The following is a 20,633-nucleotide window of genomic DNA, read 5'->3' as shown; positions in this document are numbered from 1 at the left end:
TTTTTCTTGAAATTTAATCAGCTTAGTTCGCTGGGGCAGGCTGTGCCGGAGCAGGGGCCTGTTCGGCAGGCTTCTGTTCTCCAGCTGGAGCTTCCGCAGGTTTTTCTGCTTCGCCTGCAGGGGCTGCACCTTCTGGCTTGGCTTCCGTGCCTTCAGCAGGAGCCGCGTCAGCGGTTGGAAGCGGCGCTGGGTTGTCAGATAATGTGCGCAGATAAGCGATCAGATCGGCGCGTTCATTGTCTTTCTTGTCCCCAGCAAAGCCCATAGCCGTGCCTTTGATGAAGCCCTTTGGCGAAGTGAGGAACTTGTTGAGATGTTCATAATCCCACTTGTTCCCGCCTGCGCCGAATTCCTTCATTGCAGCCGAATAGCCAAAGCCTTCAACAGAGGCAGCCGGACGGTCCAGAACATCCCAAAGATGTGGTCCGACCTTGTTGGCGCCACCCTTTTCGCCTGTATGGCATGCTGCGCAACGCTTGAAGACGGTTTCGCCGCGTGCCGGATCAGCGGATTGCATCAGTGTAGCAATCGACACTTCTTCCTTGGCTGGTGCAGCTTCCCCACCAGTCGAAGCCTCTGCCGCTTCGATTATGAAACCTGGCTTCTCAGGGGCTGGCGCATGAAACAGCGTGTCGGACAGAATGCCCGTCGTCATAACAACGAAAACCGTTGCCAGAAAAGCCATGATAAACTTATTAGTCCGGGTTGAATTCATCGCCGGTCAGCGCTCCCTCTACTCAACGCCCTCCAAAGCCGGCATGCAAAACCTGTGTTAAAAGGCTGGCAAGTCTCTCCCCGGCGTCGGGCGGAAACTAGGTCTTTTACAGGGGTGATGCAACACCTATAAGGGGTTCCAGACCCGTGACTTTTTGACACTTTTGCTGCATTTGCCGTGCAGATAAAGATTGCCAGAAGGCTTCAACAGACCTTTTACGGCCAAATTAAACACCAAGAGGCGATCATGCTTCAGACTTTGAAAACACTGACACTTATACCGGCGCGGATGGCTTCAACACGCCTGCCGAACAAGCCGCTGGCCGATATTTGCGGCAAGCCGATGATCGTGCATGTGGCAGATCGTGCGGCGGCGGCATCGCTTGGACGCACCGTGGTCGCGACTGACAGTGAAGAGATTTTTGCAGCTGTTCGGGCGCATGGTCATGAGGTCATTATGACGCGCGGCGATCATGAATCGGGTTCTGATCGCATTTATGAGGCTCTTCAGAAAGTTGATCCGCAGGGTGAAGTTGAGGCGATCATCAATGTGCAGGGCGATCTGCCGACGATCGATCCGGAAACCATCCGTCGTGCGCTCCGCCCTTTGGAATATGGGCCTGCAGATATTGCGACACTTGGCGTCGAAATCACACTGGACGAAGAAAAGATCAATCCGAATGTGGTGAAGATTGTCGGTTCACCACAGCCCGGCGGTGAGCGTCTGCGTGCGCTTTATTTTACCCGCGCGACAGCTCCTTATGGCGACGGCCCGCTCTACCATCATATTGGGCTTTATGCTTATCGCCGTGCAGCACTTGAGCGCTTTGTGAAGATTGGACCGTCGCCGCTTGAAAAGCGCGAAAAGCTCGAACAGCTGCGTGCACTTGAAGATGGAATGCGCATTGACGCAGAGATCGTCAAAACAGTTCCGCTGGGCGTTGATACGCAGGCTGATCTTGACCGGGCACGTGAAATTATCGCAAAGGGTTTATAACCAAGAAAGCCCTCAGCTCTTCGAGGACATTTGAGAAAGTACGAACACGATGAAGACCAACCGGATTTCCTTTCAGGGTGAAGCGGGCGCCAATTCCGACACGGCTTGCCGCAACATGTTTCCCGATATGGAGCCTTTACCGTGTCCGACTTTTGAAGATGCGTTTAACGCTGTAGAAAGCGGTGCTGCTGATCTTGCGATGATTCCGATCGAGAACACGCTTGCGGGTCGCGTTGCAGATATTCACTACCTGCTGCCGCTTGCCGATATGCACATTGTTGGCGAATATTTCTTGCCGATCCATTTCCAGCTCATGGTTCTTCCCGGTGTGAAGCGCGATGAGATCAAGACGGTTCACAGCCATATCCATGCGCTTGGTCAGTGCCGCAACATCATTCGGAGTAATGGCTGGAAGCCGGTGATCGCAGGCGATACCGCAGGCGCGGCTCGCCTTGTGGCTGATTTGCAGGATCGTTCGATGGCAGCTCTTGCACCTAGTCTCGCGGCTGAACTTTATGGTCTTGATATCATAGAGGAAAATGTTGAGGACGCGGAAGACAACGTGACCCGCTTCGTTGTTCTCTCGAAGACAAAGAAATGGGAACCGCGCCCGGAAAAAGACGAACGTATCATCACCACGTTTGTCTTCCGTGTGCGTAACGTGCCCGCCGCGCTATATAAGGCAATGGGTGGCTTTGCGACCAATGGCGTTAACATGACCAAGCTTGAAAGTTATCAGCTGGGCGGCCGGTTTATCGCGACACAATTCTACGCGGATATCGAAGGTCATCCGGAAGACCGCAATGTGCAGCTCGCTTTGGAAGAACTTGAATTCTTCTCCAAAGAAGTGCGCGTACTTGGTGTCTATAAGGGGAGCGACATTCGCGGTACGCAGCTGCTGGCAGCTGAATAATTCCAGCATCTCCCGCAAAACGGGGAACCGCTTTTTCGGAGGGAAAATGCGCAAACAAAGAACTAAAGCGGTTGAGCCGCTCTAGTTCTCGGCCCAGGCTCTGATCAGATGGGTTGCAATAGCTCCGGTTGCCGGGACACGCAGCCCATTTTCATGTGTGTCAGCAAGCATCTCACGCACTTCAGCTTTTTCGAACCAGCGGCCATCTTCGAGCTCCGCGCGGTCGATTGCGAAATCGTCTGACAGCACTTCGGCATGGCAACCGATCATCAGTGAATAAGGAAATGGCCATGGTTGGCTGGCGTGATAGCCAACGCGCCCGATCGCCAACCCCATTTCCTCAAAACTTTCGCGGCGAACGGCGGCTTCAATCGTCTCGCCATGCTCGATAAAACCTGCAAGGCAAGAATAGGACCCGGCAGCGAAGTGCGCGCTGCGTGCCAGAATGCATTTTTCACCGCGAATGGGCAGCATGATCGCGACCGGATCGGTTCGTGGAAAATGTTCGGCTCCACAATTTGGGCAGACGCGTTTTGCACCACCGGCGCGCATTTCGCTTTTTGTGCCGCAACGTCCGCAAAATCGGTGATTGCTATGCCATGCAGTTAGGGCTGCAGCCTGTGCCAGCGCACCGATGATATCGGCGGGCACAAGACCTTCCATATAAATGCTGCGATAATCCTGCGCCTTATAGGGAGCCTCAAGCTGGTCGGGATCAAGTGGAGCCGTGAGTGCAACCATCGGTGCACCGTCCTGTAAACCCAGCAGCACCGGTTCATGCAGATCGGGCAAAAAAGCTTGAGCTTCTTTCAGTGTAAATAGCGCGCGAGGAGCGCTGTCTTTTGTGTAATTGAGAAGCAGTCGGCTTCCGCCCAGAATCATTATCCGCGTTTCGGGCAGTTCCAGTGCGGTGAAAGCCGAATCATCCTGTCGCTTTTCGGAAAGACGGTCGATGCGGTTGCCAGCGAAGCCGACGAGACGGCTCGGTTCAATTTCCGGCAGGTCGTAAAGGCGGAAAGCCATGATGATCTCGGGAGAATGTTTCAGGGAGGAATTAGAGGGCAGTTCGGATTTTTTCGATCAGCGTGTGCGCATCTGTGTCGCCATAGGTTTCGCGGGTGCCATGACCCCAGACAGGGCCGGGCCAACCAGCATCGCCTTCATTGCGCGCAATCACATGCATATGGAGCTGACGAACAATGTTGCCCAAAGCGCCGGTGTTGATCTTGTGGCAGTCAGTTGCCTTCTTGAGCGCTTGTGAAACAATGGCGGCTTCAAAAGTCAGCATGGTCTGATCGAGCGGCGTCATATCGTGAATTTCAGCCAGTTTTGCGCGGCGCGGCACGAGGATCAGCCATGGCCAGCGCTTGTCATTCATGAGACGCAGTTCGCACAAGCCGAGCTTGGCGACTGAAAAAGTATCGGCATCAAGCCGTTTATCGAGTTCAAACTGTTCCATAACTGATTTCTTATCATTTTTTTTGACCCTTCGCTTGCTTTTTGCTTCGCAATTGACGATATGCAGCGTGGGAGGTTGGTGGTGGACGAGCCACTCGCCAACCGGGTCAGGTCCGGAAGGAAGCAGCCCTAACGAGCCAGGCACGGGTCGCCGTGCCAGCCTCCCACCTTTTCTTTCACGACGATGATGGCTGTTGATTGGCAGTAAACCACTGTCGAAGGCACTTTCGTCTCCGATCCAAACTGTTTAGAGTTTCGAGATTGGAAAAAAGCGAACAGGGAACGGAAGGGTCGCAATGGACACGAAATCCGCAGACTTGGCCGCCGATGGCGCCTACCGCGTTCTCGCCCGCAAATATCGTCCTCAGAATTTTAATGATCTTATCGGTCAGGAGCCGATGGTTCGCACGCTGAAAAATGCGTTCGAGACTGGCCGCATTGCGCAGGCCTGGATGTTGACCGGTGTGCGCGGTGTGGGCAAGACCACGACGGCGCGCATTCTGGCGCGTGCACTCAATTACAAGACTGATTCTATTGACCAGCCGACAATCGATCTGTCAGTGCTTGGCGAACATTGTCAGGCTATCATGGAAGGCCGCCATGTCGATGTGATCGAAATGGATGCGGCCTCCCATACGGGTATCGATGATATCCGCGAGATTATAGAGCAGGTGCGTTATCGCCCTGTTTCGGCACGCTACAAAGTCTACATCATTGACGAAGTGCACATGCTGTCCAATCAGGCCTTCAACGGCCTTTTGAAGACGCTTGAAGAACCGCCGCCGCATGTGAAGTTCATCTTTGCTACCACCGAAATCCGAAAAGTTCCGATCACGGTCCTGTCGCGTTGTCAGCGTTTTGATCTGCGCCGCATCGAATCGGGCACTTTGGCCGCACATCTGCGGCGGATTGCGGAAGCCGAACAGATCCAGGTCGACGATACATCGCTTGCGATGATTGCGCGCGCGGGCGAAGGCTCGGCCCGCGATTCGCTCTCCATCTTCGATCAGGCGATTGCCCATGGCGCTGGTCATGTTTCGGCAGAGGCAGTGCGTTCCATGCTGGGGCTTGCCGACCGTGCGCGCATTATCGATCTCTTCGAGATGCTAATGTGTGGCGATGTGGCTGGCGCTCTGACCGAATTTCGTGCGCAATATGACGTCGGTGCTGATCCGTCGGTCGTGCTGACTGATCTCGCAGACTTCAATCATCTGGTGACGCGCCTGCGCTTCACGCCTGACGTTGCGGAAGATGTTTCGCTGTCGGAAGATGAGCGTGTGCGTGGCCGCGATTTTTCGCAAAAGCTTTCGGTCCGTGTGCTTTCGCGCACATGGCAGATGCTGCTCAAGGGCATTGCGGAAGTCGACACCGCAACCCGTCCTATTCAGGCAGCTGAAATGCTGTTGATCCGTCTGGCGCATGCTGCCGATTTGCCAACGCTCGATGAAGCGCTGAAGGGACTGGAGAACGGTTCGGTTTCGGCATCGCGTCCGCAGCCATCGGGTGGAGCAAAGCCTAATGGTGGCTCTCAGTCCGAGGCACGGGTAAATGCGGATGCAATTGCGTCGTCCATGATGCCCGTATCGGGTGGACCTGCGACTGCGATGCGCCTTGTGGAAACACAGCCGCAGCCAGTACAGCCTCCTGCGCCCCAGCAATTCGTCGATAATACGCTTCAGCCTTTGGTGCCGATCAACAGCCTTGCTGATATCGTTGCTCTGGCTGACAAGTATCGTGACATGCAGTTCAAGATTCTGGTCAAGAACTGCGTGCGATTGTCATCCATCGCCGCCGGGCGGCTTGAAATCGGCCTGACGGATGATGCACCGAAATCATTGCCGAGCGATATCTCGCAGCGCCTGCTTAACTGGACCGGCATTCGCTGGATTGTGACCGTAGCGCGTGATGTTTCAGGACAGACGGTTGCGGAAGCTGAAACCGAGCGTCGCGACAATCTTGTCACCGATGCGCGGGCAGACCCGGATGTTGCCGCCATTTTGGCTGCTTTTCCTGGCGCAAAGATTACGGATGTCCGTATTGCCGTTGCAGAACAGAGTGACGATGACGATATTGATCTGGATACGATTGAAGACGTGCCTGGCGCGCCTTCTGACGACGACTGAATTTTAAAAGACTATGGAGTGAACCCATGCGTGACATGATGGGCATGATGAAGCAGGCGAAAGAATTGCAGGCCAAGATGAAGGCCATGCAAGACGAGATTGCCAATCTTGAAGCAACCGCATCTTCGGGTGGTGGTCTGGTCACGATCACGCTTTCAGGCAAAGGCACACTATCGGCTCTCAAGATCGATCCGTCGCTTGCCAAGGAAGAAGAGGTGGAAATCCTCGAAGATCTGATCATTGCGGCCCACAACGATGCCAAGGCGAAGCTCGAAGCCGAAATGGCCGAAAAGACGCAGTCACTGACCGCTGGGTTGCCGATCCCTCCGGGCTTCAAGTTGCCGTTTTGATAGAGTAAGGCAGCAGAGAGCATGATTGCTCCTCTGCTGCCGTTGCCTACATCCTTATTCCTCTACTCCCCGAAGCAGCCCTACGTCCCAAAGCAGCATGTCCAAACGTATAGCCGGTCCTGAAATCGAACGTCTTATCCAGCTTCTGGCCCGTGTGCCGGGGCTTGGCCCGCGTTCGGCACGCCGCGCGGCGCTGCACCTGATCAAGAAGAAAGAAGCGCTGCTGATCCCGCTGGGCGGGGCGATGCAGGATGCTGCCGAAAAAGTGCGCATCTGCTCATGCTGCGGCAATGTCGATACATCCGATCCTTGCACCATTTGTACTGATGATCGCCGCGATCCATCCATGCTGATCGTCGTGGAAGACGTGTCCGATCTTTGGGCCCTGGAACGGGCTGGCACGATGAATGTTCGCTATCATGTGCTTGGCGGGCGGCTGTCGCCGCTTGATGGCATTGGTCCGGATGATCTCAACATCAAAGGGCTGGTTGAACGCGTAGCATCTGGCGAAATCAAGGAAGTGATTCTTGCTGTTAACGCGACGGTGGAAGGGCAGACGACCGCCCATTACATTACCGATCAGCTAACCGATTTCGATGTGCGTGTCACACGACTTGCGCATGGTGTGCCAGTGGGTGGTGAGCTTGATTATCTGGACGAAGGAACGCTTGCAGCAGCTCTGCGAGCGCGAACCGCACTATAAACATTCTGAAATTTGGAGACAGGCGTGATGGCAGGAAGATGGACCCGAAGCTTGAAACTTGCTCTCGGCCTGTTCGCGGCTTCTGCCATTACTCCATCGATTGCAGCACCGTCCAAAGCGCAAATTGAAAGCCAGTATCGCAACTGGATAGAAAAAGATTTCTGGCCTGAAGCCAAAGCTGCCGGCGTTTCACGTGCAATTTTCGAACAAGCTTTTGCAGGCGTTACCATCAACTGGAAGCTGCCTGATCTGGTGATTCCCGGCGAAAAGCCAACGACGCCCAAAGAACAGAAGCAGGCCGAATTCGGTGCCCCTGGCAAATATTTCAACGTCAAGACGCTTGGTTCCGTCACCAGTGGTGGCAAGGCGCGTCTTGGCCAGAATGCAAGTCTGCTTAAAAAAATTGAGCAGCAATATGGCGTGCCGGGGCGCATCGTTGTCGCCATTTGGGGACGTGAGTCGGGCTTCGGTACGGTCAAGATTCCATACAATGCGTTTGAAGTGCTCGGCACCAAAGCATTCATGGCAACGCGCAAGGACATGTTCCGCAAGGAGCTGATCGCAGCACTTGAGATCACCTCGCGCGGTTACATTGCCAATGGTTCGATGAAAAGTTCATGGGCCGGCGCACTCGGTCAGCCGCAATTCATGCCGACTTCTTATCTCAAACACGCCGTTGATTTTGATGGCGATGGCAAGCGCGATATCTGGAACTCAGTCCCGGATACGCTGGCATCGATTGCCAATTATCTCAAAATCCATGGCTGGCAGAGCGGGCGCGATTGGGGCTACGAGGTCAATGTGCCTCAGAGTGTTTCTTGTTCGCTGGAAGGGCCTGATCAGGGCAAGACGTTTGGCGAGTGGGCAAAGCTCGGCATCAGTCGTGCTAACGGCAAGGCATTTCCTGCCAATGAAATGAAGGGCGAAGGCTTTTTGCTTATGCCCGCTGGTCGCTATGGCCCAGCCTTCATCGTGACGCCTAATTTCTACGTGATTAAAGATTACAATATGAGCGATCTTTATGCGCTATTCATCGGTCATGTTGGTGATCGCATTGCCTATGGCGCGGGCGATTTCCAAACACAATGGGGCAATGTCGGCACCATGTACCGTTCTGACATTCAGGCCATGCAAAAGCGCATGCAGGCACAGGGATATGATGTTGGCAAGGCTGATGGCCTGCCTGGCTTTAAAACCCGCCGCTCAATCGGTCTGTGGCAATCCAAGAATGGAATGGCCCCGACCTGCTTCACCCAGCCTGAACTGGTAAAATCAATTCGCTAACGTTGATTGCCGGGAGCCAAAACTCCCGGCATCAGTATTTTAAGCGGCCTTTGTCAGCATCCCGTGCGGGTCGAGGACGAATTTCTTCGCCACGCCCTGATCGAAGCTTTCATAGCCTTGTGGTGCGTCATCCAACGAAATCACCTGCGCATTGACGATTTCGGCAATGTTCAGACGTCCGTGCAAAATGGCCTGCATCAGTTGGCGATTATATTTAACCACTGGCGTCTGTCCTGTATGGAAAGACTGCGCCTTTGCCCAGCCAAGACCAAAGCGTAAGGAAAGACTTCCCTGCTGGGCTGCCTTGTCGACAGCACCCGGATCTTCCGTCACATAAAGACCTGGAATGCCGATGGAACCGGCAGGGCGCGTGATTTCCATCATCTGGTTGAGCACGATTGCCGGCTGCTCACCGCCACTGTGACCACGTGCTTCAAAGCCTACCGCATCAATGGCGCTATCCACTTCATTGCTGCCGGTTACTTCGGCAATCATATCGCCGAGGCGATCGCTGGCGGACAGATCAATCGGCTCGAAGCCCACTTTCCGTGCGTGCTCAAGACGTTCCTTATTGAAGTCTCCAACCATGACGACTGCAGCGCCCAGGATGCGGGCGGATGCTGCTGCAGCAAGCCCAACAGGACCGGCACCTGCCACATAGACGATCGAGCCTACCCCAACGCCAGCCTTCACTGCACCATGGAAGCCGGTGGGCAGAATGTCGGAAAGCATGGTCAGGTCGCGAATTTTCTCGATGGCCTGTTCACGATCTGGAAATTTCAGCAGGTTGAAGTCTGCATAAGGCACCATGACATAGCGCGCTTGCCCGCCAATCCAGCCGCCCATATCGACATAGCCATAAGCGCCACCGGCGCGCGAGGGGTTGACTGTGAGGCAGACACCTGTGTCCTGCGATTTGCAGCAGCGGCAGCGCCCACAGGCGACGTTAAATGGTACCGAAACGATGTCGCCCACTTCAAGCATTTCGACATCGCTGCCTTTTTCAATCACTTCGCCTGTGATTTCGTGACCGAGCACAAGGCCGGGCATGGCAGTGGTACGACCACGCACCATGTGTTGGTCGGAGCCGCAAATATTGGTTGTGATGACTTTCAGGATGACGGCGTGATCAAGTTTGCGACCATCAGGTGCGCTCAATACCGGATCATCAATGTCACGAACTTCGACTTTACCCGGGCGCATATACACGACGCCTCTATTCCTGCTCATGTCTACCTCCTCCAGATCGACAGTGCGGATCAGTCCCGATCCGCATAATGGGGTCGAGATGTGCGGGGGACATCCCCGTGCTGGAAGCCTACAGCGCTTATCGGTCGGGGAGTTGTTCTGTGCGCGACATGTCTGGTTCTTTCATCAGCATGTCGGCGAAAGATTTGAGCGCCTTGGTCTGATAGCGATCATTGTGCGAAAGCATGAGGAACTGTCTCTGTGGCAACACGAAGTTGACTTTTACCAGCGTGCCCGCGGCAAGATGTGGCGCTGCCACCAGTTCAGAAATCGCGGTGACATAGTTGCCAGACAATACGGCAGAGCAGATGGCCTCGTTGGATGGCAATTCCAGTGCGATGTTAAGACGTGAAGGATTGTAGCCTGCGACGCGCATTGCATCCTCGAATACGCTGCGGGTGCCTGAGCCAAGTTCGCGCAGTATCCACTTTCCATGAAACAGCGTGTCCCATGCGAGCTTACCGGCATCGCACCATTCGTGATCAGGTCGTGTGACGACAATGAGCTGATCTGTGCCGACCTTGCGCAATGAAAGTGTGGGTGCCTGAACAGCGCCTTCAACCAGCCCGATATCGGCAAGCCCTGCTTCGGTAGCTTCAGTCACACTTTCTGTATTGCCAAGCGTTAGCCGAACATCGATGAGGGGTGAGGCGGCATGAAACCGTGCGAGATAGGGCGGTAGCCAGTAGCTGGCGATGGTCTGGCTCGCATGTATGGCAAGCGAGCCGCGTTTGCCGCCGCCAAGCTCCGAAAGCATACGCTCCGCCGATTGTGCTCGCGCAAGTGTCGCGCGGGCTTCATCGAGAAACATACGCCCATCACCGGTCAGCTCAATCCGACGCCCAATGCGATTGAAAAGCATCGCACCATAGCGGTCTTCCAGCGTTCGGATCGCTGAACTCACCGCCGATGGCGTCAGATGAAGCGCTTCGGAAGCACGGGTGAGATGCTCACGCTCGGCGACTTCAATGAAAATACGCAATTGTTCCAGTGTCATAGCGTCAATCGTTCGATTTTATCGAATGAATTGTGACATATAATGCGATGGAATGAACAGAAGAAATGCGGCATCTGATTGGAAAATATTTCTCAAGATGTGAATGCCAAACCAGATGACAGCCGCACCATCGAATAAATTCAAGAACATTCTCCCCGGCCTAGCACTTAGCCTCGCCGTCTCAGCAGTTGCTGTCGGGCTTGAAAAGGTCGAGGAGCACTATACGGGCAAAGCTTGGCTCGAAGCGCTGGTATTGGCGATCCTGATCGGGACTGCAGTCAGAAGCATTTTTCGCCCCGGCAAGCAATTTGCCAAAGGCATCAGCTTTTCGGCAAAGATGCTGCTGGAGATTGCCGTTGTCTTGCTCGGTGCTTCCATCAGTGCAAGTGCTGTGATTGATGCCGGACCAGGCTTAATACTCGGCATTGCCTGCGTTGTGATGATGGCGATTACCTTCAGCTATGGCATCGGGCGGCTGTTTAAATTGCCTCATCGCATGGCCGTTCTGGTTGCTTGTGGCAATTCAATCTGCGGCAACTCGGCCATCGCGGCCACAGCACCAGTCATTGGGGCAGACAGCGAAGATGTCGCGGCCTCAATCGCGTTTACTGCCATTCTCGGTGTTGTCGTCGTGCTGTGCCTGCCGCTGCTGGTGCCACTGCTGGGCCTGTCACATACACAATATGGCATTCTCGCGGGTTTAACGGTTTATGCCGTGCCGCAGGTTCTCGCAGCCACTGCGCCGATAGCCACCATCAGCGTGCAGCTTGGAACATTGGTCAAGCTGGTGCGCGTGCTGATGCTGGGTCCGGTCATTCTGACGCTATCGGTTCTGGCCGGTAACAAGGACGCAGAGGTAAAGCCCGGCTTCCTGCAACTCGTGCCTTGGTTCATCATTGGATTTCTCGGTATGATGGCGCTGCGCTCGCTGCATCTCATCCCGAACACCATTCTGCCAGGCATTCAATTCGCATCGACAGCCTTGACGATTATTTCCATGGCTGCACTGGGATTGGGTGTCGATATACGCTCCGTTGCCTCAGCGGGCGGACGCGTAACGCTTACGGCCATTCTTTCGCTGCTGGTTCTGGGGGCAATCAGCTTGGGTCTCATCCATCTGCTTGGCGTCGTGTGAGGATGGAATTTTAAAGCATAATTCCGAGCAGAGTGAAACGAGGGTCGATAAGATCGTGCTTCAATTAAAAGGAGTTTAGAGCGTTGAATCTCACTCTTATCAGCTCAAAACTCGTCTGAGAACTAAGCGCCGAAGCTCTTATGGATATGCATATGCAGAAAAGAAAAAGCCCGCCGAATGGCGGGCTTTCTCATTTTTGGCAGAAGATCAGAACCTATTAGTTGGTTTCCGACTTCTTCATGGCTGCAGCAAGAATATCGCCGAGCGAAGCGCCTGAGTCGGACGAACCGTACTGAGCAACGGCTTCTTTTTCTTCAGCGATTTCGAGTGCCTTGATCGAGACCTGCAGCTTGCGGGTCTTCTTGTCGAAGGCGATGACGCGAGCGTCAACCTTCTGACCAACGGTGAAGCGTTCTGGACGCTGTTCATCGCGGTCACGAGACAGATCAGAGCGCTTGATGAAGCTGTCGAGGTCGTGGTCGACGAGACGAACTTCAAGACCGCCATCGGTAACTGCTGTGACTTCACAGGTTACAACGGCGTTCTTGCGCAGTTCACCCGAAGCTGCTGCTTCGCCGACCTTGTCGCCGGAAAGCTGCTTGATGCCGAGCGAGATGCGTTCCTTCTCGATGTCAACATCGAGAACGACAGCCTTAACGACTTCACCCTTGTTGTACTCTTCGATAACCTGTTCGCCTGGACGGTTCCAGTCGAGGTCGGAGAGGTGAACCATGCCGTCAACGTCGCCGTCGAGACCAATAAACAGGCCGAATTCGGTCTTGTTCTTGACTTCGCCTTCAACGATCGTGCCCTGTGGGTACTTCTGAGCGAACGTGGTCCATGGGTTGTCGAGGGTCTGCTTGAGACCGAGGGAGATGCGGCGCTTGACCGGATCCACTTCGAGAACAACGACTTCGACTTCCTGAGTGGTCGAAAGAATTTTGCCCGGATGGACATTCTTCTTGGTCCACGACATTTCGGAAACGTGGATCAGGCCTTCGATGCCTGGCTCGATTTCGACGAATGCACCGTAGTCGGTAATGTTCGTGACAGTACCGGTGATCTTTTTGCCGATCGGGTACTTCGCGCCGATGCCATCCCAAGGATCGTTCTCGAGCTGCTTCATGCCGAGCGAGATACGATGAGTTTCCTGGTTGATACGGATAATCTGCACCTTGACCGTCTGGCCGATGGTGAGGATTTCCGAAGGATGGTTGACGCGGCGCCATGCCATGTCAGTAACGTGCAGGAGGCCGTCGATGCCGCCGAGGTCAACGAACGCACCGTAATCGGTGATGTTCTTGACAACGCCTTCAACAACCTGACCTTCTTCAAGGTTCTGAACGATTTCCGAACGCTGTTCCGCACGGCTTTCTTCAAGAACGGTACGACGCGAGACAACGATGTTGCCGCGACGCTTGTCCATCTTGAGAATTTCGAAAGGCTGTGGGACGTGCATGAGCGGGGTAACGTCGCGGATCGGACGAATGTCGACCTGCGAACGTGGAAGGAATGCAACTGCGCCATCGAGATCGACGGTGAAACCACCCTTGACCTGATTGAAGATAACGCCATCGACGCGCTCGCCATTGGCGAACTTCTGCTCGAGCTTGCCCCAGCTTTCTTCACGACGTGCTTTTTCGCGCGACAGAACAGCTTCGCCGAGTGCGTTTTCGATGCGCTCAACGTAAACTTCAACTTCGTCGCCCGGCTTCATCGAGCCGTCTTTGCCCTTCGCGCCGAATTCCTTCAGCGGTACGCGACCTTCGACCTTGAGGCCTGCATCGATGATTGCCATATCTTTTTCGATGGCAACGATGCGACCCTTTACAACATAACCTTCTGCAAGGTCATTGTTGGCAAAGGATTCGGCCAGCAGCGACTCGAAGTCTGCGAGAGAGGGATTGAATTCAGACATAAATACTCCTGATGCATCCGGTATGAAACAACATCGGATGCGGCGCCGGGGGTTAGCGTTGCGTTAGGCCTGTCCTTCGGTTCCGTCCCTTTGGGACAACCGGCGCGTGGAACGCGAAGTCAGGTTATAAATGCGGGTGAGACCTATATAGGAACAAACCCCGAATTATCCAGCATTTCTAGGGCATAATTATACCAGAAAGTCTCGCGACTATCCCGATATTATGCCTTGTGCTGCGCGAAAGCGTGATCAATCAGCTTTTTCGCCGCAAGAAATGCCGCTTCTATACTCATTTCGCTCGTATCTAGCAAGTGCGCGTCTTCCGCAGGCCGCAACGGCGAATCCGTGCGGTTCATGTCGCGCTCGTCGCGCGTCTTGAGATCGGCCAGAATTTTATCGAAATCGGCCGTGCCACCTTTTGCGACAATCTCTTCAAAGCGGCGCTGTGCACGCACTTCCGGCGAGGCAGTCACAAAGAGCTTGATTTCGGCCTGTGGACAGACGACCGTTCCGATATCGCGTCCGTCAAGCACGCTTGATGGCAATGCGGCTGCAAAATTACGCTGCGCTTCAACAAGTGCGCGTCGTACCGCAGGCATGACAGCCACTTTGGAGGCCGCCTCGCCAATGGCATGGGCAGAAAGCACGTTCTTGTCCATCTCGTGCAGATCGAGATGAAGGGCGACTTCCGCCGCAATCGCCTCATTATCGAGCGGTAAGTCCTTATCGAGCAGCGCTTTCGCAACTGCACGATAGGTTAACCCGGTATCGAGATGAGGAATACCGTAATGAATGGCAATGCGTCGGGCAAGAGTTCCCTTGCCCGAAGCTGCTGGTCCGTCGATGGCAACGACGAAGCTTGTCATTGCTGCTCGCTTACTTCGATTTTCGCACCAATGTCCGGCATCATGGTCATGAATTCAGGGAACGAGGTTGCAATCATTGTACTGTCATCCACAGTGACGGGCTTTTCTGAAGCCAGCCCCATGACGAGGAAGCTCATTGCGATGCGGTGATCAAGGTGTGTGGCAACTGTACCGCCGCCCAGGCCCTTGCCGTCTGGACGACCGCGAACCGTGAGTGACATTTCGCCTTCCGTGCAGTCGACGCCATTGGCTTCGAGACCGCGTGCGACGGCTGCAAGACGATCTGATTCTTTCACGCGCAGCTCATCCAGCCCGTCCATCACGGTTTCGCCTTCAGCAAAAGAAGCCGCAATCGCCAGAACCGGATATTCATCGATCATCGAAGGCGCACGTTCCGGAGGAACAGTAACGCCCTTGAGCTTTGAGGATTTCACGCGCAGATCGGCAACATCTTCACCGCCCGCAAGACGCGGGTCGATGATTTCGATGTCTGCGCCCATTTCCTGTAAAGTGAGGATAAGGCCAGTGCGGGTCGGGTTCATCAGCACGTTGCGAATGGTGACATCCGAACCTTCAACAAGCAGCGCCGCCACAAGTGGGAAGGCTGTTGATGAAGGATCGCCCGGCACGTCGATGGTCTGGCCGATAAGCTTGCCTTGTCCGGTGATGCGGATATGGCGAACACCCTCGTTGTCGGTTTCGACCGAAAGGTCGGCACCAAAGCCCTGCAACATCTTTTCAGTGTGATCGCGCGTCATGACCGGTTCAATGACGGTGGTGACACCTGGCGTATTGAGGCCGGCAAGCAGAACTGCAGATTTCACCTGCGCAGAAGCCATAGGCACGCGATAGCTGATCGGATTGGCTGTCTTTGGGCCTGTCAATGTCAGCGGCAGGCGATCGCCTTCGGAAGCCTTTACCTGAACGCCCATTTCACGCAGCGGATTAAGCACACGGCCCATAGGGCGCGAGGTCAGCGATGCGTCACCGATAAAGGTCGTCGTCATATCGTAAGTGCCGACGAGGCCCATGGTGAGACGGGCACCGGTTCCGGCGTTACCGAAATCGAGCGGCGCTTCTGGTTGCAACAGGCAGCCATTGCCGACACCGTTGATGACCCAGACATTACCATCTTTGCGGATCTTGGCGCCCATGGCCTGCATGGCACGGCCTGTATTGATGACGTCCTCGCCTTCCAGCAGACCTGTAATGCGGGTTTCACCTGATGCGAGACCACCGAACATGAAGGAGCGGTGGGAAATAGATTTGTCACCCGGAATGCGGATTTCACCCTTAAGTGCCTCAGAATGGCGGGCGATTGCAGGTTTCGGGGATGCAGAATGGGACATGGATTTTTCACTGTCTCATTTGGGCGTTATTCACGCGGGATTGATCAAAGCGGCAGCTTCCTAGCACAGGAACAGGGCGGGGTCATCCGCCAATGCGTGATTTGAGGCATTGTAAGAGAGCAGAATGAGTCTTTAGCTTTGACAAAAGCTGCAAATTGCGTTTATGCACCGAACAACACCGTAAGGCGCGCTTCACGCCTTCTCCTCACCAACTGAAGGTTTGGAGTATAATGGCGAGCTTAAAGCATGTAAGCGTAGCAGACGCGGTTTGAATGAATTTGTGACCCGGATGAACAAGCGGCCTAAAACGTCGCAGGCGCGACGGGGACAACAAGAGGCGTGGAGTGCCACAGGCACGACAGGGATAAAAACTCACGAGGCTAAACGTGGCAAAATCTGAACTTGGTACCAAGCGCATCGATCCGGAAACGGGCAAGAAGTTTTACGATCTCAATCGCGACCCGATTGTTTCGCCTTACACCGGCATTTCGTACCCACGGTCGTATTTTGAAGCGACTGTAGCGGAAAGCCGTGCGGCCGAACAGGAAGAAGAAGCCGAAGAGCTGGATACCGCACTGGAAAAGCCAGAATTCGTTTCTCTCGAGGATGCGGACGACGAAGCCAAGGGCGGCGAAGATCTGCCGGAAATCGACGACGACGTCGATCTTGGCGACGATGATGACGATACATTCCTCGAAGAAGAGGAAGACGAAGACGACGACGTATCCGGTATTCTGGGTGGCGGCGTCGGCGGTGACGACGAAGAAGTCTAATCCGGTCTTCACGGATCAGTTTCAACAAGGCGGCTCATTGGGCCGCCTTGTTGCGTTTTAATATTTCTTTTTGCGGCTTTGGCCTATCTTGAAGGCAGCTTGAGCATAATCGGCAAATTATTTTTGGCAGATACCAAAAGAGTTGTGATTTAGCTCTTGATCTTCTGTAGCGAGCCATTTAATAAGCCGCCACACCAGACAGTAATTCCTGTCTGGCCCACCTCGAAAGAGGCCGGATGGGGCCATAGCTCAGCTGGGAGAGCGCTTGCATGGCATGCAAGAGGTCAGCGGTTCGATCCCGCTTGGCTCCACCAAAATCCCCAGTGATGTTAGATTTACAAAAACATTCAGAAAAACCTGATTTGGTTTTATATTTACCAATATTAAGTTTCGCTCGACTTTGCACTCAATATTGCTACTGAAGTTTCATTGAAACAATTGTCAGTGATACGTTGAATGAAGAGGATTGCTGAATTCGACGGTTTGCGGTTTCTTCTGTGCTTGGGAATCGCAATCTTTCATTTTTCCTTCCGGCTTCCCGTGAAGAGCGATCACCTGCAAGAGCTTATATTAACATTCTCTTATTTTACCGATGTCTTTTTTATTGTTTCTGGATTGTTTCTTGCACGTCGAGATAATTATATATGGAATAGGCGCCATTATATTGGCTTTGTCGGAAAGCGTCTGGCGCGAATTTATCCGCTAAACGCAATAACCTTTGCGTGCTTTGCGCTTCTGTCTGTCCTCACTGCCACCGGCCTGCTTCATCCTACTGCTGAACCCAATATGAGCCTGTCGGATGGGCTCACGCAATTGCTGCTTATTCACGATTGGGGGCTCGGAAGAACACTTTCTTATAATTACGTCAGCTGGTCGCTGAGCGCGCTCTTCTTGATGTATCTCTGTTTTCCGCTGTTCGACATTCTGTGCCACCGTCTTGGAGGCTTGATCCTCATCGTCATCATCGTTGCTGTGATGGGCGGGGAATATTTGGCGCAGAAGCTGAATGTATTGTCGATCACTCGTATTCAGTTTGCTGATATTGGCGTTTTACGCGCTCTGCCGTCGTTCCTCTTTGGAATGTGGCTTGCACGGCAAACGCACCATAAAGTTCCAGCAATCTTAATTAAGATTGCGCTCGCTGCTTGTCTGATGATCTTTCTATTTTATCATCCAGAAAGCGTTGCAGGCGAGCCGGCCACGCTGGAGGGTCCGTTGCGTTTGGCCTTTCTCTATTTTTGCCTTTACGTGCTTTATCTTGCCGCCATAGAGAATATCTATACGCCGCTGCGGCTTCGTCCACTGGTAACGCTGTCCCGATACAGCTTCGGCATTTTCATTCTGCATCCTCTCGTAGGGCTCGTCTTTTTCAATGCCATTCCGCAACATTGGGGAGAGACCACAATGGGGGCAATATTGCTGATCGGTGGTGGTGTTTCGGCAAGCCTTCTGGCAGCAGTTGTCGCTTGGCACCTTTTTGAAAACCCAATCAATCGCTGGCTCGTTATGCGCATTAATGCGTGGGTAAACCAAGAAGATGAATCTACGAAGTTGCCGCTTCCAGAGGGAACCGCCTGACCTTTGTAAAGAACATCGCATTGCATCAAGAAAATATGTTTCTCAGCAAAGGCATGGACGAGGCGGCAAGTCTCTTTTAGAAATTCGTGTTGGAGCTGACCGGAAGACGGTTTTCAGCTTCACATGATTCTGGGAGGAATGATGATTAAAGAGGCTATTTCCGTTGACATCCATCCGCTGTGGCAACCCGATGCTAGGCGCATCGCGGCAAGCGCGCTCGAGAAGTTTCGCGTGCAGGCAGAGGAGAGGACAGGTCGGAAAATTGCCGATTATCAGGCATTGCATTGCTGGTCCGTAGAAGATCGTGCCGGTTTCTGGACGTCGCTCTGGGATTTCTGCGATGTAATTGGTGAACGTGGCGAGATAGCTCTTATCGACGAAGGCCATATGCGTACGGCGCAATTTTTCCCTCAAGCCATGCTCAATTTCGCAGAAAACCTCCTGCACAAGAAAGGCGAGACTGAAGCAATCGTCTTTCGTGGGGAGAACAAGGTCGAGCGCCGCCTGACATGGGATGACCTTCATGCACTCGTCTCTAAGATCCAGCAATTTATGCTGGCAGAAGGGGTAAAGCCCGGTGATCGTATCGCGGGTATGATGCCCAATATGCCGGAAGCCGTGGCTCTCATGCTGGCGACCTCGTCGATTGGTGCTGTCTGGTCATCCTGCTCGCCGGATTTTGGCGTTCAGGGTGTGCTGGACCGCTTCGGTCAGATTGAGCCAAAACTGTTTTTCGCTTGCGATGGTTACTGGTACAATGGCAAGCGCATAGACGTATCCGACAAGATTGCAGAAGTGACGGCGAAGTTGCCGGGATTAAAACGATCCGTCATCGTGACCTATCTTGGTGAGGCAGAAGCTGTTGCAAGCCGAGCCGAGAGGGGCATTGCGCTTGATGATGCACTTGCATCAATCATGGCAAAAGAGGTCGAATTCACCCGCCAGCCATTCGATCATCCGCTTTACATCCTGTTTTCTTCGGGTACGACCGGAATTCCAAAATGCATCGTGCATCGTGCAGGTGGCGTGTTGTTGCAGCACCTGAAAGAGCTGCGGCTTCATGCTGATATACGGGATGGTGACCGCTTCTTCTATTTCACTACTTGCGGTTGGATGATGTGGAACTGGCTGGCGTCAGGCATCGCCACCGGCGCAACATTGTTGCTCTATGACGGCTCGCCCTTCTATCCTGATGGGAACGCATTGTTTGACTATGCGGCAGCCGAAGGCATGACCTATTTCGGCACGTCGGCCAAGTTCATCGATGCTGTAGCGAAGGCGGGATTGAAGCCCAGCGAGACGCATGATCTTTCCGCACTGCGGACAATCTCCTCCACCGGCTCGCCCTTGTCGCCGGAAGGCTTTGCCTTCGTCTATGAGGGGATCAAGAAGGATGTGCATCTGGCGTCAATCTCAGGCGGTACGGATATCGTTTCCTGCTTCGTACTCGGTGTGCCGACCGAGCCAGTGTGGCAAGGCGAGATTCAAGGCGCGGGTCTCGGCATGGCTGTCGATGTGTGGGACGACGATGGTAAGCCGGTACGTGAGCAAAAAGGCGAACTGGTCTGCACCAAAGCCTTCCCCTCTATGCCATTCCAATTCTGGAATGACCCGGGCGGCGAGAAATATAAGGCGGCTTATTTCGAGCGTTTCGACAATATCTGGTGTCATGGCGATTTCGCTGAATGGACCGCGCATGATGGCATCATCATTCATGGCCGTTCGGATGCGACGCTCAATCCAGGCGGTGTGCGGATCGGCACGGCGGAGATTTACAATCAGGTAGAGCAGATGCCGGAGATCGTGGAAGCGCTCTGCATCGGGCAGGATTGGGATCATGACGTGCGCGTGGTGCTGTTCGTGCGGTTGATTGAGGGTGTTGCGCTTGACGATGATCTGAAAGCACGCATCAAGACGAAAGTCCGCACAGGTGCTACGCCGCGCCATGTGCCAGCGAAGATCGTGGCGGTCAAAGATATTCCGCGTACTAAGTCTGGAAAAATCGTTGAACTTGCCGTGCGTGACATTGTGCACGGACGCGACGTGAAAAACAGGGAAGCGCTGGCGAACCCGGAAGCACTGGAACTTTATCGCAATCTTGTCGATCTTGAGCAGGATTAGACAGCGAAAGATAATTTCGTTATAGGGTAATAAATAGCCACAGAACGCCGCGCAAACCCATTGCCTATTTGATCGCCACGGGACACTCTGACCGGAACATAGCTGT

Annotated in this window: 18 protein-coding genes, 1 tRNA gene and 1 other RNA gene; 12 read left to right on the top strand and 8 right to left on the bottom strand. The window is 53.9% G+C overall.

The annotated features are described in order from the left end of the window. Window positions 1-22: 22 nt before the first annotated feature. On the bottom strand, window positions 23-715 hold the full coding sequence (locus QBD00_RS04980) for a cytochrome c family protein (RefSeq protein ID WP_318578803.1): 693 nt from the start codon (window positions 713-715) through the stop codon (window positions 23-25). A gap of 246 nt (window positions 716-961) precedes the next feature. Between QBD00_RS04980 and QBD00_RS04975 the strand changes: the two genes are divergently transcribed. Further along, entirely contained in the window at window positions 962-1,711 is a 750-nt protein-coding gene (locus QBD00_RS04975; protein WP_318578802.1) for a 3-deoxy-manno-octulosonate cytidylyltransferase, read from the top strand. 49 nt (window positions 1,712-1,760) lie between these two features. After that, window positions 1,761-2,624, top strand: coding sequence for a prephenate dehydratase (locus tag QBD00_RS04970; protein WP_264230487.1), 864 nt, complete (start codon window positions 1,761-1,763; stop codon window positions 2,622-2,624). A gap of 81 nt (window positions 2,625-2,705) precedes the next feature. Here QBD00_RS04970 and nudC read toward each other — a convergent pair whose 3' ends face one another. Both nudC and QBD00_RS04960 read right to left on the bottom strand, forming a co-directional pair. After that, window positions 2,706-3,647 carry an NAD(+) diphosphatase gene (nudC, locus tag QBD00_RS04965; RefSeq protein WP_318578801.1) on the bottom strand — a complete coding sequence of 314 codons (942 nt, stop codon included), beginning with the start codon at window positions 3,645-3,647 and terminating at the stop codon, window positions 2,706-2,708. Between the two features lie 31 nt (window positions 3,648-3,678). Next, window positions 3,679-4,083 carry an HIT domain-containing protein gene (locus QBD00_RS04960; protein WP_095445796.1) on the bottom strand — a complete coding sequence of 135 codons (405 nt, stop codon included), beginning with the start codon at window positions 4,081-4,083 and terminating at the stop codon, window positions 3,679-3,681. A gap of 70 nt (window positions 4,084-4,153) precedes the next feature. On the opposite strand from QBD00_RS04960, the gene ffs reads away from it, so the two are divergent. From ffs to QBD00_RS04935, 5 genes are all read left to right on the top strand, one after another. Beyond that, window positions 4,154-4,250: signal recognition particle sRNA small type (gene ffs / locus QBD00_RS04955), an RNA gene on the top strand. 128 nt (window positions 4,251-4,378) lie between these two features. Continuing rightward, window positions 4,379-6,205 carry a DNA polymerase III subunit gamma/tau gene (locus QBD00_RS04950; RefSeq protein WP_318578800.1) on the top strand — a complete coding sequence of 609 codons (1,827 nt, stop codon included), beginning with the start codon at window positions 4,379-4,381 and terminating at the stop codon, window positions 6,203-6,205. A gap of 26 nt (window positions 6,206-6,231) precedes the next feature. Further along, window positions 6,232-6,555: a YbaB/EbfC family nucleoid-associated protein gene (locus QBD00_RS04945; protein WP_094578639.1), complete on the top strand. Its 324-nt coding sequence runs from the start codon at window positions 6,232-6,234 to the stop codon at window positions 6,553-6,555. A gap of 97 nt (window positions 6,556-6,652) precedes the next feature. Then, window positions 6,653-7,258: a recombination mediator RecR gene (recR, locus tag QBD00_RS04940; RefSeq protein ID WP_095445798.1), complete on the top strand. Its 606-nt coding sequence runs from the start codon at window positions 6,653-6,655 to the stop codon at window positions 7,256-7,258. A gap of 27 nt (window positions 7,259-7,285) precedes the next feature. Then, on the top strand, window positions 7,286-8,542 hold the full coding sequence (locus QBD00_RS04935; RefSeq protein WP_412534982.1) for a lytic murein transglycosylase: 1,257 nt from the start codon (window positions 7,286-7,288) through the stop codon (window positions 8,540-8,542). A gap of 39 nt (window positions 8,543-8,581) precedes the next feature. Here the strand turns inward: QBD00_RS04935 and fdhA are convergent, their stop codons facing one another. Both fdhA and QBD00_RS04925 read right to left on the bottom strand, forming a co-directional pair. Beyond that, on the bottom strand, window positions 8,582-9,772 hold the full coding sequence (fdhA, locus tag QBD00_RS04930; RefSeq protein WP_095445800.1) for a formaldehyde dehydrogenase, glutathione-independent: 1,191 nt from the start codon (window positions 9,770-9,772) through the stop codon (window positions 8,582-8,584). Window positions 9,773-9,869: 97 nt separating this feature from the next. Further along, entirely contained in the window at window positions 9,870-10,787 is a 918-nt protein-coding gene (locus QBD00_RS04925) for a LysR family transcriptional regulator (protein WP_318578798.1), read from the bottom strand. 115 nt (window positions 10,788-10,902) lie between these two features. On the opposite strand from QBD00_RS04925, the gene QBD00_RS04920 reads away from it, so the two are divergent. Further along, a complete protein-coding gene (locus QBD00_RS04920) occupies window positions 10,903-11,922 on the top strand; it encodes a YeiH family protein (protein WP_318578985.1) in 1,020 nt (339 codons plus the stop codon). Window positions 11,923-12,139: 217 nt separating this feature from the next. Here QBD00_RS04920 and rpsA read toward each other — a convergent pair whose 3' ends face one another. The 3 genes from rpsA to aroA form a co-directional block, all read right to left on the bottom strand. Further along, window positions 12,140-13,840 (bottom strand): 30S ribosomal protein S1, encoded by a 1,701-nt coding sequence (rpsA, locus tag QBD00_RS04915; protein ID WP_095445802.1) that lies wholly within the window; start codon window positions 13,838-13,840, stop codon window positions 12,140-12,142. 221 nt (window positions 13,841-14,061) lie between these two features. Further along, window positions 14,062-14,706, bottom strand: a complete 645-nt coding sequence (gene cmk, locus QBD00_RS04910; RefSeq protein ID WP_318578797.1) for a (d)CMP kinase — start codon at window positions 14,704-14,706, stop codon at window positions 14,062-14,064. After that, the gene (aroA, locus tag QBD00_RS04905) at window positions 14,703-16,055 is read right to left on the bottom strand and encodes a 3-phosphoshikimate 1-carboxyvinyltransferase (protein ID WP_318578796.1); all 1,353 of its coding nucleotides are present in this window, start codon (window positions 16,053-16,055) and stop codon (window positions 14,703-14,705) included. Before aroA ends, cmk begins: the two co-directional genes overlap by 4 nt. A gap of 386 nt (window positions 16,056-16,441) precedes the next feature. Here aroA and QBD00_RS04900 point away from each other — a divergent pair, with 386 nt between their 5' ends. The 4 genes from QBD00_RS04900 to QBD00_RS04885 all read left to right on the top strand — a co-directional run bounded on the left by QBD00_RS04900 (window position 16,442) and on the right by QBD00_RS04885 (window position 20,527). Then, the gene (locus QBD00_RS04900) at window positions 16,442-16,828 is read left to right on the top strand and encodes a TIGR02300 family protein (protein ID WP_095445805.1); all 387 of its coding nucleotides are present in this window, start codon (window positions 16,442-16,444) and stop codon (window positions 16,826-16,828) included. Between the two features lie 238 nt (window positions 16,829-17,066). Then, window positions 17,067-17,142 (top strand) — tRNA-Ala (locus QBD00_RS04895). A 142-nt stretch (window positions 17,143-17,284) separates the two neighbouring features. Beyond that, window positions 17,285-18,406, top strand: a complete 1,122-nt coding sequence (locus QBD00_RS04890; RefSeq protein ID WP_318578795.1) for an acyltransferase — start codon at window positions 17,285-17,287, stop codon at window positions 18,404-18,406. Window positions 18,407-18,544: 138 nt separating this feature from the next. Next, window positions 18,545-20,527, top strand: coding sequence for an acetoacetate--CoA ligase (locus tag QBD00_RS04885; RefSeq protein WP_318578794.1), 1,983 nt, complete (start codon window positions 18,545-18,547; stop codon window positions 20,525-20,527). Window positions 20,528-20,633: the final 106 nt, after the last annotated feature.

It is taken from the genome of Ochrobactrum sp. AN78 (assembly GCF_029909885.1).
Classification (GTDB): domain Bacteria; phylum Pseudomonadota; class Alphaproteobacteria; order Rhizobiales; family Rhizobiaceae; genus Brucella; species Brucella quorumnocens.
The sequence above is the reverse complement of the archived record's forward strand: the minus strand, read 5'-3'. Positions and strand labels throughout refer to the sequence as shown.

Coding starts and splice junctions, on each gene's coding strand:
- nudC (WP_318578801.1), bottom strand. CDS start 3,647: ATGGCTTTCCGCCTTTACGACCTGCCGGAAATTGAACCGAGCCGTCTC.
- QBD00_RS04950 (WP_318578800.1), top strand. CDS start 4,379: ATGGACACGAAATCCGCAGACTTGGCCGCCGATGGCGCCTACCGCGTT.
- rpsA (WP_095445802.1), bottom strand. CDS start 13,840: ATGTCTGAATTCAATCCCTCTCTCGCAGACTTCGAGTCGCTGCTGGCC.
- recR (WP_095445798.1), top strand. CDS start 6,653: ATGTCCAAACGTATAGCCGGTCCTGAAATCGAACGTCTTATCCAGCTT.
- QBD00_RS04970 (WP_264230487.1), top strand. CDS start 1,761: ATGAAGACCAACCGGATTTCCTTTCAGGGTGAAGCGGGCGCCAATTCC.
- aroA (WP_318578796.1), bottom strand. CDS start 16,055: ATGTCCCATTCTGCATCCCCGAAACCTGCAATCGCCCGCCATTCTGAG.
- fdhA (WP_095445800.1), bottom strand. CDS start 9,772: ATGAGCAGGAATAGAGGCGTCGTGTATATGCGCCCGGGTAAAGTCGAA.
- QBD00_RS04890 (WP_318578795.1), top strand. CDS start 17,285: ATGAAGAGGATTGCTGAATTCGACGGTTTGCGGTTTCTTCTGTGCTTG.
- QBD00_RS04980 (WP_318578803.1), bottom strand. CDS start 715: ATGAATTCAACCCGGACTAATAAGTTTATCATGGCTTTTCTGGCAACG.
- QBD00_RS04975 (WP_318578802.1), top strand. CDS start 962: ATGCTTCAGACTTTGAAAACACTGACACTTATACCGGCGCGGATGGCT.
- QBD00_RS04945 (WP_094578639.1), top strand. CDS start 6,232: ATGCGTGACATGATGGGCATGATGAAGCAGGCGAAAGAATTGCAGGCC.
- cmk (WP_318578797.1), bottom strand. CDS start 14,706: ATGACAAGCTTCGTCGTTGCCATCGACGGACCAGCAGCTTCGGGCAAG.
- QBD00_RS04920 (WP_318578985.1), top strand. CDS start 10,903: ATGACAGCCGCACCATCGAATAAATTCAAGAACATTCTCCCCGGCCTA.
- QBD00_RS04925 (WP_318578798.1), bottom strand. CDS start 10,787: ATGACACTGGAACAATTGCGTATTTTCATTGAAGTCGCCGAGCGTGAG.
- QBD00_RS04885 (WP_318578794.1), top strand. CDS start 18,545: ATGATGATTAAAGAGGCTATTTCCGTTGACATCCATCCGCTGTGGCAA.
- QBD00_RS04935 (WP_412534982.1), top strand. CDS start 7,286: ATGGCAGGAAGATGGACCCGAAGCTTGAAACTTGCTCTCGGCCTGTTC.
- QBD00_RS04960 (WP_095445796.1), bottom strand. CDS start 4,083: ATGGAACAGTTTGAACTCGATAAACGGCTTGATGCCGATACTTTTTCA.